General features: G+C 54.4%; 12 protein-coding genes. 2 read left to right on the top strand and 10 right to left on the bottom strand.

Annotated elements, in window-relative coordinates; all coding sequences use genetic code 11:
• Position 1: 1 nt before the first annotated feature.
• From ulaD to yiaK, 6 genes are read right to left on the bottom strand one after another with little or no spacing between them, the layout of a single operon-like run.
• Positions 2-655: a 3-keto-L-gulonate-6-phosphate decarboxylase UlaD gene (ulaD, locus tag LCD46_00725; GenBank protein ID UOY70911.1), complete on the bottom strand. Its 654-nt coding sequence runs from the start codon at positions 653-655 to the stop codon at positions 2-4.
• Positions 652-2,157, bottom strand: a complete 1,506-nt coding sequence (locus LCD46_00730) for a carbohydrate kinase (protein ID UOY70912.1) — start codon at positions 2,155-2,157, stop codon at positions 652-654. Before LCD46_00730 ends, ulaD begins: the two co-directional genes overlap by 4 nt.
• Positions 2,158-2,213: 56 nt before the next feature.
• A complete protein-coding gene (locus LCD46_00735; protein ID UOY70913.1) occupies positions 2,214-3,533 on the bottom strand; it encodes an MFS transporter in 1,320 nt (439 codons plus the stop codon).
• Positions 3,534-3,576: 43 nt separating this feature from the next.
• A complete protein-coding gene (locus LCD46_00740) occupies positions 3,577-4,503 on the bottom strand; it encodes a DUF4862 family protein (GenBank protein UOY70914.1) in 927 nt (308 codons plus the stop codon).
• A gap of 26 nt (positions 4,504-4,529) precedes the next feature.
• Positions 4,530-4,997, bottom strand: coding sequence for a YhcH/YjgK/YiaL family protein (locus tag LCD46_00745; GenBank protein ID UOY70915.1), 468 nt, complete (start codon positions 4,995-4,997; stop codon positions 4,530-4,532).
• Between the two features lie 10 nt (positions 4,998-5,007).
• Positions 5,008-6,006 (bottom strand): 3-dehydro-L-gulonate 2-dehydrogenase, encoded by a 999-nt coding sequence (gene yiaK, locus LCD46_00750; protein ID UOY70916.1) that lies wholly within the window; start codon positions 6,004-6,006, stop codon positions 5,008-5,010.
• Between the two features lie 226 nt (positions 6,007-6,232).
• On the opposite strand from yiaK, the gene yiaJ reads away from it, so the two are divergent.
• Together yiaJ and LCD46_00760 are read left to right on the top strand one after the other, a co-directional pair.
• Positions 6,233-7,051 (top strand): IclR family transcriptional regulator YiaJ, encoded by an 819-nt coding sequence (gene yiaJ, locus LCD46_00755; GenBank protein UOY70917.1) that lies wholly within the window; start codon positions 6,233-6,235, stop codon positions 7,049-7,051.
• A 3-nt stretch (positions 7,052-7,054) separates the two neighbouring features.
• Positions 7,055-7,510: a 4Fe-4S dicluster domain-containing protein gene (locus tag LCD46_00760; protein UOY70918.1), complete on the top strand. Its 456-nt coding sequence runs from the start codon at positions 7,055-7,057 to the stop codon at positions 7,508-7,510.
• Here the strand turns inward: LCD46_00760 and LCD46_00765 are convergent.
• From LCD46_00765 to LCD46_00780, 4 genes are all read right to left on the bottom strand, one after another.
• On the bottom strand, positions 7,494-9,212 hold the full coding sequence (locus tag LCD46_00765) for a ShlB/FhaC/HecB family hemolysin secretion/activation protein (protein ID UOY70919.1): 1,719 nt from the start codon (positions 9,210-9,212) through the stop codon (positions 7,494-7,496). The genes LCD46_00760 and LCD46_00765 overlap by 17 nt on opposite strands.
• A gap of 90 nt (positions 9,213-9,302) precedes the next feature.
• Entirely contained in the window at positions 9,303-10,517 is a 1,215-nt protein-coding gene (locus LCD46_00770) for a collagen-like triple helix repeat-containing protein (GenBank protein UOY70920.1), read from the bottom strand.
• Between the two features lie 304 nt (positions 10,518-10,821).
• A complete protein-coding gene (avtA, locus tag LCD46_00775) occupies positions 10,822-12,078 on the bottom strand; it encodes a valine--pyruvate transaminase (GenBank protein ID UOY70921.1) in 1,257 nt (418 codons plus the stop codon).
• Positions 12,079-12,271: 193 nt separating this feature from the next.
• Positions 12,272-14,299: an alpha-amylase gene (locus tag LCD46_00780; protein ID UOY70922.1), complete on the bottom strand. Its 2,028-nt coding sequence runs from the start codon at positions 14,297-14,299 to the stop codon at positions 12,272-12,274.
• Between the last annotated feature and the right edge of the window lie 73 nt (positions 14,300-14,372).

The raw sequence follows: 14,372 nt of genomic DNA on the forward strand, positions 1-14,372 counted from the left end.
GTTACTCTCCCCAGATGTCGCGGATTTGTGAATGGAATGCCTGTGCTACCTGCGGTGGCTTTTCAGCACCAGCCAGCGCGCGGCCGGCAATAAAGGCTTTGACGTTTATCTGCTTAAACAGCGGCAGGTCGGCAGGAGTGATCCCGCCGGTAATCGAAAGCTGTAAACCGATGTCGGAGAGCGCTTTCATTTTCGCGAGATCCGCTTCGCCCCACTGCTGACCACTCGCCTGCGCGTCGCGCCCGCGGTGATAGATGGCCTGTTTCACCCCGATGTGGCGCCATGCGCGTGCATCTTCCAGCGTCCAGTTACCAAACAGCTCCATCTGGATTTCGCCGCCGCAGCGTTGAGCGACTTCATGGCCTTTTTTAACGGTCGCCAGCGGTGCCGCGCAGATGATGGTCATCCAGTTCGCGCCTGCACCGAACGCCTGTTCTGCCAGCGTTTCTCCAGCGTCGGCCACTTTCCAGTCCGCCACGATGATTTTGTCCGGGCACTGCTCGCGAAGGGCACGCACGGCCTGTAAACCCTCGGTCAGGCACAGAATGGTGCCCGCCTCGACGATATCAACGTGATCCGCAAGCAAAGCGACATCGCGCTGTGCGGCCTGAAGTGAGGTATGGTCGAGCGCCAGTTGAAGTAATGGACGGCTCATAGGTCGAACTCCTTAACACGGGCGTGATAGCCCTGTAGTGCGGTAATCAGTAACTGGTAGCGGTGATATTTGCGCTGGTAGGCAGCATGGGCGCGAATATCGGGTTCAATGACCCTGGTGTCGTGTCGCAGGGCACGCTGAGCGGCGTGGAAATCGGTATAGATGCCCGTACCGACAAGTGCTGCCAGCGCCGCACCGGAGCAACCGGTCTCTTCCACCTGCGGTAGTTCTATTGCCAGACCGCTGACATCTGCCAGCATTTGCATCCACACATCTGAATGAGTGGGGCCACCCGTGACGCGCAGCGACGTCACGTGTGTAAAGCGTTCCAGCATGCGGTTCAGGTGGGTCATGTGGCTAAAGACCACGCCCTCATAAACCGCCTGCAACAGATGGGCCCGGGAGTGCAGTGCCTGCATTCCGTAAAAGCCGCTGGTCATCTCCAGACCAGCGTTGCTCCCATAGAGGAACGGCAGGAAAAACACATCGCTTTCCGCCTTCGGTAATCTGGCAACGGCATCGTTAATCTCACTGAACGAGACGTCACCCCATTGCGCTGTCAGCCACTCCAGGTTGCCGGATGAGGTCGGGCTGGCTTCGTGCACGATGTACTGCTGCGGGTGCACATAGCGGCCATACACATAGGGAAAGGGTTCGTTATCACGAATGCCGTTGGCGATCCCGCTGGTCACGGCCCAGGTTCCCATCACCGCGTTAAGCGTGTTGTCATCATGGAGTCCGGCGCAGATCGCGGTGGAAACCACATCAAACAGCCCGCCAACGACGGGAGTACCCGCCGCCAGACCGGTAAGCGAGGCTGCCTGAGCGGTGATTTCCCCGCAAATTTCTGCGGAGCCGACAATCGGCGGTAGTGCACCGTCAATTTCGCTGATATCAAGCCAGCGTGTGAGCTGTGGATCGTACTGAGCAGTGCTCATGTTGTAGAGATTGGACTCCGAGATATTGCTCTCTTCGCAGCCTTTTTCCCCCGTCAGACACCAGCGCAGGTAGTCGTGCGCCATCATCACGCAGCCAATCTGCTGATACCGCTGTGGTTCGTTCTCTTTGACCCAGCGCAGGAGCGAAGTCGGATGCCCGGTCCATAGCGTCTGGCGAGTATGCGGGTACAGTTTTTCGGGAATGCCGTCTTGCTGCCAGCGCTGCACAATCTCCAGTGCCCGACGGTCAGAAGAGAGCATGGCGTTTCCCAGTGGCTGATCCTGCTTATCAAGCAGAAACAGCCCTTTGCCCTGAGCCGAAATACCGACACCTTTGATCTGCTCGCCATCGACCCTGGCATTTTTGAGCAGCAGTGCGACGGTCGTGTGGCAGTGCTGCCAGAGCTGGTGCATATCCCGCTCAGCATAGCCAGGACGCGGGCTGAGAGTGGCAACCGAACGGCGCTCGATACAGACCTCTTTTCCCTGACGGGTGTATAAACCGGCTTTCAGATAAGTACCGCCACAATCGATACCCAGCCAGAAGGGCTCTTTTTCACTCATCTTTGATTCTCTTGTGTTGCTCCCTCTCCCGGTGGGAGAGGGCTGGGGTGAGGGCTTCAGGCCGCACGTTTATGTGAGTTCACCGAGGGATTCGGCTCAGCTCCGGCATCGCATTTCGCCGGTAACAGCAGGGCCAACAGCGATGCCAGCGCCAGAGAGACCGCCAGGCAGTAAACCCCAGCGTCTTTGCTGTACAGCGTGATAAGCACGCCAACCGCATAAGGGCCGCAGAAGCCACCGAGGTTACCCAGGGCGTTAATCACGCCGCGCGCACCGCCCGCCATTTCGGCACTAAACAGACGCGCCGGAATAGTCCAGAACACACCCGCAGCGGATTGCAGGAAGAAGCCGCAGCCCACCAGCGCGGTATAGGCCAGCCAGGTGTTCTCTTTTAGCGCCACAGAAAGGAACATACAGAGCGCGAAACCAATCAAGGGCAGGGAGACAAACAACTTGCGCTTGCCGGTACGGTCAGAAAGAGACGAGAACAGGAACATGCCCGCAATCGCGCCGATGTAAGGCAGAATGGCGAGCATCCCTACCTGGCCGATACTGGTATGCGTCAGCTCTTTCAGGATGGTTGGCAGCCAGAGGGTGTAACCGTAAATTCCGGTCTGGTAGAAGAAGTTCAGGGCGATCAGCTGCCACATGGTTTTGTCGGACAGCACTGCGCTGAGCGAGGCATTTTTCACCTCTTTACCGGCAATCGCCAGCTGTTCCGCCGCCAGCGTTTTCACCAGGTAGTTTTTTTCGGCTTCCGATATCCAGCGGGCTTCTTGTGGACGGTCATACACGGTGAATGCCCAGAGCACCAGCACCACAACGGACATCAGCCCTTCAATAATGAACAGCCAGCGCCAGTCGAGCGCGGTGATGATCCAACCCGACAACGGTGCTGTGATGATCCCGGCAATGGGCACGAACATAATCACAATCGCGTTGGCGCGACCGCGCTCGGCATCCGGGAACCAGTTACTGATCATGGTGAGCACAACGGGCAGCATCCCGCCCTCCGCCACGCCGAGTAAGAATCGCAGCACCAGAAGCTGATACTGATTCGTCACGAGACCCGTGAGTACCGAGATCACCGCCCAGGCGACCAGCGACCAGCCGATAAACTTCTTACCACTACCATGAACAGCAATTTTGCCACCGGGAACCTGCAGGAACAGATAGCCGATAAAGAAGATACCGCCCGCCAGGCCAGCCATAGTGGCGGATATACCTAATTCTTCATCCATACCACCAGGCATCGCAAATGCAATATTCACTCGGTCCATATATGAAATAATGCAGGCGATAAGGATAGGGGGAATGATTCTTAGCCAGCGCTGGCGCGGAATATCCGCATGTAGAGCTTGAGAAGTCGTGTTCATATTTAATGTCTCAGTAAATGTAACCGGAATAAGATTTTTATTTTTATTGTGTCGCTTTTTTCATGGCGCTAATGCCGTCGCGCAAAATGGCAATGCGATGGCTGACGTCAGCATTAGCATTTATTTCCAGCAATTTAATACCGGAGAATTTCAATGTTGCGGCGCTCGCCGCAGTAAAGAGTGTTTTTGCGTGTTCAGTGGTCAGTAGACTGTCGGCGCAGAATGAAGAAAATGGTGCATGGAGATCCTGCCAGTCACCGTATTCACCGGTTGCCGTTGTCCCGGAGAACATTAGCGCGCCGAGTTTTCCGGCGTTGAGTGCGGTCTGAACATGCTCAAGCGGAAGGGCGGTGTTACGACCTTCGATGGCCGAACGTGCCCAGTTGATGCAGACGCTGATATCCGTATCTTTCACCACTTCCAGTACCTGCTCCAGGGGTAAAAATCCCTTACGCGGAGCGAGTCCGGTCATAGCATCGCAGTGCTCAAGAACCAGATCGCATGACCAGTTCCAACCTGCTATTTCACGAATGGAGCGAGAGAATGCCTCCGTGGCTTGTTCGACAGAGGCATTACCTGCCTGCGGTGCTGCCTGCATCTCCAGGGCGATCGCTTTCCCAGGGTAACGGGCATTCACGGCGTCAATTTTCTGGTGCAGATGGCGATAGAATTCGACGCAGGCCTTACGCTGTTGCTCGTCGGCGGAGGCCAGGCCGAACGCGCCGTTGGTACCACGGCGGCGCATGGTTTCCATTACTGCCGTCACGACGATTTGCCAGTCCCCTGGCGTATGACGGAACAGCCATTCATCACCAAACGGATGCAGGTTTTCAAGGCAAGGTTGTTCCAGCCCGCGGATGTTGGGCGTGTCGGAAAGTTCCCGCCAGAAGGTTTGTTCTTCTTGTTCACCTTTCTGGTGAAACGAAGGTGCGCAGGGGGACGCACCAATAATAAAACCGGTGTTGGTCATTTCGCATTCCTGTATTTATCAGAAAATTAATTCAATTCGCTGATTGTCACTTTCACCACAATTTTACGAATTGTGGATTCTTTGCTCTTAATACAGGCAGGACGGTGGACGTCCTGCGGGAAAAATATGGCATAGCTGCCGGGTATCATTTCAATAAATGATTCATTTTCGCTGGCGTGATAAAAAATAATATCCCGCTGTTCCAGTAATGATTCGCTTATTTTGTTAGTACCGGTATCTATAGCGATACCAATTTTCTCTTCACCCCATGCCAGAAACTGGATATCCAGATAACGTCGGTGTACTTCCGGGCGGTTCTCATGCCACGCTTTGGTGGTGAGATCGAGCACCTGGGCAAATATGTTGCGTCCCTCAATTTCAACAACGCCCGGCTCCAGTGCCGTGAAGTCCGTGGTGCGCAGAAAATCGAGCGCCTTTTCAATCGCCTGTGGGAGACGGCACGGATTTGGCTGTGAAATATGTCCGAATATCATCGTCCACTCCTTACAGGGCCTGGATTTTCGCCCACACGCTGTCATCAACCGTGATGCCGTTACGGCGGTTCTCTTCCTGCAGGCGGGTGAATTCATGCCCCGGCAGACGGATGGCGACGTTTTCGTCTGAGCGCTCAGCGTTGGTGATGAAATCCATAATGCGCTGAAGTTTGGCATCGCGGGTTGGGCCGTCGATCAGTTTATCGACCTCAATGGCGATAAAGATCTGCGATACACCGTACTCGTCGCTGTTGTCCTGAGTGACTTCCGCCACGGAAGAACCGTTGGAAAGCAGTGTCGCGATCATATCCAGTACGATAGACAGGCCGGACCCTTTCCAGTAGCCCATTGGCAAAATGCGACGGTTTTTCTCAATGACGCCGGGTTCACGGGTGAGATTACCCTCGTCGTCAAACCCGCCATCAACCGGCAACTCGCGCCCGGCCAGGCGATTTACTTCCAGCATGCCGTAGGAGAACATCGACATCGACATGTCGACCATAGTGATTGGGTTGGAGGGAATCGCAACGATTAGCGGGTTGGTGCCGATGCAGCATTCTTTTGATCCCCACGCGGGCATCACAGCAATGGAGTTGGTCCAGCAAATTCCAATATAACCCTTCTCCGCCGCCTGCCAGCCGTAGCTGCCGCCGCGCATCCAGTGGTTTGCGTTACGCAGAGCCACCAGGCCGATCCCATGATCGGATGCCAGCTCCGTGGCGCGATCCATCATTTTCTTCGCTGTCAGGTTGCCGATGGCGCGCTGAGCATCCCACTGCTCAATGGCACCTAATGACGTTACCCGTTTTGGCAGAGCGTCAGGAATGATGTCGCCAGCGTCAAGTTGCTGAATAAAACGCGGGAAGCGGTTCACGCCGTGTGAATAGACGCCGGATTCTGTCGTGCGGGCAAACATCTCGGCGCAGGCGTCTGCGTTTTCCGCTTTCACGCCGCGATCGAGCAGGACCCGATTGAACGCCGCTTTCAACTCTTCAAAGGTCACTTTCATCCCTGTTCTCCTGTTCTTTTAAGGGGCAAGTGCGAGTGCTTTTTTATCGCTAAATTTCACTATGCGAAATCTGATTTCAAATATAGCGATCAAATTTTGTCAGATCAACGACATTCATGTTTTTCAAAATCGATTAAAATCAACTGGTTGTGTTTTTTCTGTTGAGATCGTGAACTAAACCACACTTTGCGCTACCATCAGGAGCGCGACAAAAAGGAGCCATTTAATGAGCATGAAAGAGAGCGAAATGACGCAAGAAAAAGAGAGGCCAGCAGGTAGCCAGAGCTTGTTTCGCGGCCTGATGCTGATTGAGATCCTCAGCAACTATCCGAACGGGTGCCCGCTTGCGCATTTATCGGAACTGGCGGGTTTGAATAAGAGCACCGTGCACCGGTTACTCCAGGGGTTACAGTCTTGCGGGTACGTTACCCCGGCGCCTGCGGCGGGCAGTTATCGTCTGACCACCAAATTTATCGCCGTCGGGCAAAAGGCGCTGTCGTCGCTCAATATCATCCACGTGGCGGCGCCACATCTTGAAGCGCTGAATATTGCTACGGGTGAAACCGTGAACTTTTCCAGCCGGGAAGACGACCACGCGATCCTGATTTATAAACTCGAGCCGACAACCGGTATGCTGCGCACGCGTGCCTATATCGGTCAGCATATGCCGCTTTACTGCTCAGCGATGGGCAAGATCTACATGGCGTTTGGTCACCAGGACTATGTGGCGAGCTACTGGGAAAGCCATCAGGAACAGATCCAACCTTTGACCCGCAACACCATCACAGAATTGAGTGCCATGTATGATGAGCTGGCGGAAATTCGCGATCGCAGCATGGCGATGGACAAAGAAGAGAACGAGCTGGGTGTCTCCTGTATCGCCGTGCCGGTGTTTGATATTCATGGCCGCGTGCCGTATGCGATCTCCATATCGCTATCGACATCACGCATGAAGCAGGTGGGCGAGAAAAACTTGCTTAAACCACTGCGTGAAACGGCAGAGGCTATTTCAAAAGAACTGGGTTTTAACGTACGCGAGGCGTAACAGATGAACCGATTTATCATGGCGGATGCGGAAAAATGCATCGGGTGCCGCACATGCGAAGCGGCCTGTGCTGTCTCGCATCAGGATTCCGTATCCGCACATGCCTTTACGCCACGCATTCGTGTGGTTAAAGGGGGGTCATATACCACGGCGGTTGGCTGCCACCAGTGCGAAGACGCACCCTGCGCCAATGTCTGCCCAACCCATGCCATTCGCCGCACGGCGGGAGCGTGGCTCGTTGATCAGACGCGCTGCATTGGTTGCAAAAGCTGTATGCTGGCGTGCCCGTTTGGGGCGATGCAGGTTCGGCTGGAGGGAAATAAGGCGCACGCGCTGAAGTGTGATTTGTGCCTGCATCGCGAAGGCGGACCGGCCTGTGTGGAGGCCTGTCCAACCCACGCGTTGCGCTGTGTTGATCCTGTCAGTATTCGGGCTGAAAGGCTTACTGCATTTTATTGAAATTCCACGTGAACGTCAGACTGTAGCGCCAGTCCCTGTTGCGACTGTCTGTCGGAACATCCCCGACGGGCCTTGCCGCCTCAACCGTGACGCTATAATGACGCGTATCGCCTACCATCACGCCGGCAGCCACTGACCCAAGCCGTTGGTGGGGCAAACCTGACGTGTTATACCAGGTTTGCGCGGTATCGGTCAGGATGTAGGGTTGGATGGTGGTAAGCCAGGTACTCTCTTTTCGCATCTGGATATAGCGCAGTTCTACCTGTCCGCCATAGCCATAATCGCCGCTTGCTTCACTGTCCTGGTATCCACGGCCAAACCGCTGAGCACCGAAGCTAACGCGCTCGGGCCCTGGCAGCGTGTTATTTGACCAGTCCCCCTCCCAGGATGTAGATAGTCGCCATTTATCGGCAAACACCCACGCAGCGTCCAGATAGCTTTTCGTGAGCGTAAAATTCATATCGGGTTTGGGGGCTGAGACGATATCAGCGCCCATCGCATCAATACCCTGACGGACGTTGAGTCGGCCGCTGATGCTGGCGGTTGCGAATTGATGTGCACCATTAATACCCACTTCCAGCGCAGGATAACGTGCGTGTTGGTTGAGGGAGTCCAGCTTATAGGTTTTGCCCTGCAGTCTGGCCTGCAGAGCATAATCATCCTGGCGATCGGTATAATCAAAACCGCTGGTAAAATTAATTTGCGATTTTTGCGTTAACAGCAACGGGTAACCAAAACTTACGCCACCGTTGTATTGCGTTGTTTTTTGTTTTGAGTCGACCTTTATATTATTTGGTAAAGCGAGGAGTGTTGAGAAATCTTGCGGATCTTCCCGGTAATAGCTGCCTTTGAGCTGCATTGTCAGCCCTTCATCGTTTAAAAACTGCTGCCAGTTCAGACCGACATAATTTTTTCGCGTGTTGCTATCTAATGGCACGAGTGTGGCCACGCCAAGCTGATCGCCATAACTTGTCAGGTTGCTGAGCGTTCCGTTCAGCATCATGAGATCTTGCCCTTTACGGGTATCGATCGTGGAGGCGATATTCCAGCTCCGCTCCTGGTTGGCGGTTATCTGCATCGCTGCCGCGCCATAGATATTGGTTGGCAACTGCGCGTTAGCCGTGACCGGAACGTTGGGGGTGCGGGTCATCAGCTGACTATAGCGATCAAACGTATCCTGAGAGAGCGGTTTTTCCGCCATGATTTTTTCAGATAATCGTTTAAGACGTTCGGCGATATGAGGGTTATTACTGATAATGTCGCTGTGGGCGACATACCCTTCAACCAAAACAATTTTAATATTTCCCTGCTGGAAATTGTTATCAGGCAACCAGGCATAAGAAAGTGGGAGACCATCTGCCTTGTAGCGTGCCGTAATATCGTTTACCAGCCCCGCGAGCGTTTTTAGCGGCACGGTTTTTCCGGCGTACGGCCTGAAGGGCAGAAGTAATTCCTGCAACGGATAACGCGTGCCGCCAATAAACTGAATGTGATGAATGGTAATGGGCGTTTCAGGCGTCAGCGTTGACTGCGGTTTTTCTATTTTGACTTTCGGCTGTGGGACGGTCTCAGGCTGTTCTGGGGCAACGTTACGAGAAACTTGCGCCGGGTTATCAGGGTTAATAATAGAGGGCAGTGTATCGGCGCGGGCCATGCTCAGCACAACCAGCCCCGTCAGCGAAAAAAGGAAGTAGTGTTTCATCGCGCTATCCCTGTTCATCATTCCCGGTTAGGGGGAGTGTCGCTGTATAAAGCGCCCCTGAACCAGGGGCGCAGAATGACAATAAGCAGGTTACTGTTTTGGCGTCAGCAGACCGGTGGTTAACGTGTTGAGACCGTTGACCGGGTTAGTTGTCGACGTGTTTTGACTTGATGTTGTTGCTGCGTTGGCCGTAACGCCCGCAGTCAGGGTATTGAGGGTCGTATTGACCGTTGCACCCAGGCTGTTGTTCGTGGCCGCCACATTTGCATTAGCTGTGAGAGAGCCTGAACTTCCTCCGGTTGTCGAAGAGGCGGGTTTGACCAGCGTACCGCTATCCGTAACCGTCTGGCCGACATTTTGAACGACCTGACCCACGCCGTTAAGCCCGCTATTACTGCTGCTGACGTTGGTCCCCACGCCGCTCACGGTGTTACCCACCTGGGTCAGCAGGCCGTTGACCGGTGTGCCGAGACCCGTCGTGGTGCCCACGCTTTGCGTGACGCCCTGTACTCCGCCCAGCGTCTTGTTGGCAACGGTCGTGGTATCGGTTGTTACCTGAGTGACCGCAGGGCTGCTTACCGTGTTGGTAAGACCCGTGCCGGTGTTACTGACCAGTTGCCCGGTACTGTTGACCACGCTGCCCGTCAGGCCGGTTACGCCGCTAACCGGTGTTCCGGAAGTGGAGCTCGCCAGGCCCGTGCCTACCGTTGAAACGGTATTGCCCAGGGAGGTAACCGACGTGGTCACGCCTTTAACCGTTGTGCCCACACCGTTCGCGTTGTTTGGATCGCCAACGCCAGTCGTGACGCCTGTCCCCACGGTGGACACGGCGCTGCCAACACCGCTGACGGTGGTTGAAACGGTTGACGTGACGGGATTATTTGTTGGAAGCTGGCTTCCAAGGCCATCCACCGTAGAGCCAACGCTGGTCACCGTTTTGCCGGCATCACCCAGTATCGTATTTACGCCTGCGGTAGTGGTTCCGCCACCGCCCGTGTTGCCTGTTCCGGTTCCTCCGCTGCCATTGCCTCCTGAGCCTGAACCAGAACCAGAACCCGTACCGCCACCAGCGCCTGTCCCGGTACCTGAACCCGTCCCGGTACCCGAGCCGTTGCTGCCCGAACCGCCATTGCTCGCGGTCGTGCCACTTCCATCACCTGAGCCGCTGCTGCTTCCCGTCGCAGGGTTATTTTTGGCCGTTGAATGATGAGAGCCGCCACTGCTTCCACTGCAGGCAGAAAGAGAGAACGCGAGCAGTACCGCAACAGCAATAGCGCTGATGCGACTAACATTATTAGGTAGCATATGAATACTCCACGCAAAAGAACGCCGAGCGGCGTATTAGTTAGTATATGCACTATTTTTAAATATGCATGAAAGTGACTCGGGATGGTATTTTCTTGCGTTGCAGGTGGTTATTTCAAAATAACAATAAGTTAAGATCTTTAATTGGTGCTTAATTATTAATGGGGAAGTTAGTGAGCGTAAATTAAAGGAATATTCCTAAGGAAACTCAATGAGGATGTTGAATGAAACGCTACAGAATATATCCTTGATGCAAGATTAAGATCACGGAAAAATAAGGCTCTTCATTTGAAGAGCCTTATTTTTAACAATTGCCTTCGCGCCAGGCTTTTTCGATTTCTTCGGCCAGAATTTTGACACCCGCTTCGATTTTTTCCGGATCGGGCACGTAGTTCATACGCATGCACTGGTGCGTATGCGGCCACGGTTTATCCAGGCCTGGGAAGAAGTAATCGCCCGGTACAATCAACACGCCGCGCTTCTTCAGGCGCTGATAGAGCAGTTCGGTGGTGATGGGTAGATCCTTAAACCACAGCCACAGGAAAATCGCCCCTTCAGGTTTGTGGATCAGGCAGCGTTCTTCCGGTAAATAGCGGCGAAGTGTCGCAATTGTCTCCTGAACACGCTGGTAATAGAACGGCTTAATCACCTCATTGGACAGACGCAGCAGGTCGTTGCGCTTAATCATTTCGCACATCATCGCCGGGCCGATACCGCCCGGCGAAAGGCTGATAATGCCGTTCATGTTGGTGATGGCGGTGATGATTTTTTCATTCGCGATGATAATGCCGCAGCGGCTACCCGGCAGGCCCAGCTTAGAGAGGCTCATGCACAGGACAATGTTCGGGTTCCACAGCGGACGTGCTTCGCTGAAGATAATGCCCGGGAACGGTACGCCATAGGCGTTATCGATCACCAGCGGAATGCCGTGCTGATTCGCCAGCGCATCCAGTTTCATCAGTTCGTCATCGGTGATCACGTTGCCCGTTGGGTTCGTCGGACGCGATACGCAGATCATGCCCGTCTCTTCACCAATATGCAGGTGTTCAAAATCGACGTGATATTTAAACTGGCCTTCCGGCAACAGCTCGATATTCGGGCGCGCGGAGACGAACAGATCCTCTTCCAGGCCGGAATCGGCGTAGCCGATATACTCTGGTGCCAGCGGGAACAACACCTTTTTGGTGGTGCCGTCGGCGCGACGCCCTGCGAACAGGTTAAACAAGTAGAAAAACGCGCTCTGACTGCCGTTTGTCAGTGCAATATTCTGTGGTTCGATATCCCAGCCCAGCTCGTCACGCAGCATTTCGGCGAGGAGTGCCAGCAGTTCGGTTTTACCCTGCGGGCCGTCGTAATTGCAAAGCGCATCGGTTGCTTTGCCGCTTTCCAGCATCTGAGCGAGCAGCGTCTGGAAATAGGTATTCATCTCCGGGATTTGAGCCGGGTTTCCGCCGCCGAGCATGATTGCGCCCGGTGTGCGCAGCCCGTCGTTGAGGTCCTCCATCAGGCGAGTAATGCCTGAATGGCGGGTGAATTTGTCGCCGAAAAGTGAAAACGTCATAGCAGGTGATCTATCGAGCTTATTTTGAAAGTGGGTAACCATAACGCTAGCACCGTGCTGGTGCAAATCGGGTGGTGTGGTCGGATTTGTTGTTTTATGTGGCAGGAATGGATTTGTGAAGTGAATAGTTCTGTTGATTTTTCCCTCACCGTAACCCTCTCCCAACGGGAGAGGGTACTGGAGTGAGCCGTTATTAATTACCTGCCCATACTACCATCACCTTATCGCCATTATGCTCGCGCACGAAGCCATATCCCTCTCTCAACGACAGCGTGGTTTGTTTGCCTTCACCAATCGCCGGATGGCGCGCGCGGAACTGACCCAGCGTTTGCCAGTGGGCGACGGTTAAGGACTGTTTGCCCGTGACGTCCTGCCAGTTCATATCCGAACGGGTACCTTGTAACGGGTCTGAACCTGTTGGCCCAAATGGACGTTCAGATTCATCTCCGTAATAGATTTGTACGCTACCCGGTGCTAACAAGAGCAGTTCAGCTGCGCGTTGACCCCCTTCACGGAACAGGCGCGTGTCATGCGAAGAGAGATAGCTCAGGACGTTGAAACTTTGCAGTTTTTCCGCCATCTGCTGCCAGGTGAGGTCGATATCCGCCAGACAGTTCACCGCTTTTGCCGCCTGCTCCTGATAATCAAAGTTAATCATCGCATCGAAACCGTGGCGGTAATAATCGCTCTGCATGACGCCGTGGCCCCAGGATTCCCCGGTCATCCAGAATGGTGCATTGTCGAGCTTTTTGTCCGGGTGAGCACCTTTCCAGGCCGCCAGCGCCTGGCTGGCCTGGTCTTTCAGCTGTTGCCAGGCCGCAAGCTCAACGTGTTTGGCCGTATCAACCCGGAAACCATCAATACCGTAGTCACGCACCCACTGGCTGAGCCAGTGGGTCAGGTAATCGCGCGGGGTATACCCGGGGATGGCTTTCGCATGGGTATCAGGCTTGTGTTGATAGAAGTTTGGCAACCCGGAAGGTGTGGTGGATTCCGTTTTCAGGTCGGGTAAAAATGCCAGCGACATGGTTAAATCATCAAAGCCGGGGTTGTCGTAATCACCGATATCAGTGCGGATCCACTTTTTCCCCCACCATTTATCCCATGCGGCTTTGTCGCTAAAGTTGATGTAGTCGTTAAAGCTGTGCCAGCTTTGGCCTGCGCCCGGCTTCCAGTCCGTCCAGCGTTCTCCCAACGTCTTTTTCAGCTCATCACCCTGCAGATACAAGGCGCCAAACTGATACTCCTGCATGTCCGCAAGCGTCGCGTAACCCGTATGGTTCATGACGATATCGAACAGGATACGAATACCACGTTTATGCGCTTCATCGACCAGATGACGTAAATCATCTTCGGTGCCCATGTTGGCGTCGAGCTTCGTCCAGTCCTGAGTGTAATAGCCATGATAGGCGTAGTGTGGGAAGTCACCTTTGGTGCCACCGCCGACCCAGCCGTGGATCTGCTCCAGCGGCGAGCTAATCCACAGCGCGTTCACCCCCAGCTGTTGTAAATAGTCGAGCTTGCTGGCGAGCCCCTTGAGATCTCCACCGTGGAAGGTACCAATCTCCTGCATGCCGTCTTTGTGACGGCCATAGCTGTTGTCGTTGCTCGGGTCACCATTCACAAAACGGTCGGTCAGCACAAAATAGACAGTGGCGTTCTGCCAGCTAAACGGCGCAGGCTTGTCGGTTTCGGCGCGCTCAAGCAGCAGCAGGCCGTTGCTGTTGGCGGCCGGCTGCAGAGTGATTTTTCCATTCTGCACCGTCACCGTCTGCTTACTGTAGTAGTCGCGTACGACGGAGCCTTCCGGGAAGGTATGGCTGACGTCCAGCGTCAGCGGTTTACCGTCCCACTTCGGGCACTGGTGGATAACGTTGGTAACCGGCTGTTCTGCGGCACTCCGGATGGTCAGCATCAGGGTGGGTGTACCGGATCGAGTATCAATCCGCATCTGGTATTCACCGTCGCGGAAAAGACGCCACTGCGGCGGGGTGCCGTCACAGGGTTTGAGCGACAGCATCTCGTTGAGTTTTATCGCATCTGTTGGCTGCCAGCACGTCTTGTCAAAACTTAGTGTAAGAGGACGCGTACCCTTCGCGAGCTTTGTCTGGCTGGTGAAAATCCCGGTGCCTTCGGTGTTAAATGCATTAAACCCCGGTGATGACCAGCCTGCATGTGCCAGTGCGGGTAACATCAGAAAGGCTATTGCGGTGCGTTTCATTCCATTTTCCTGTCGCGGCATTTTTGACCAGTGTGCCACCAGGCTGAGGGTAAAAACTCATCCCTTATCGCTT

This window comes from Enterobacter ludwigii, from assembly GCA_023023105.1.
Lineage (GTDB): Bacteria > Pseudomonadota > Gammaproteobacteria > Enterobacterales > Enterobacteriaceae > Enterobacter > Enterobacter adelaidei.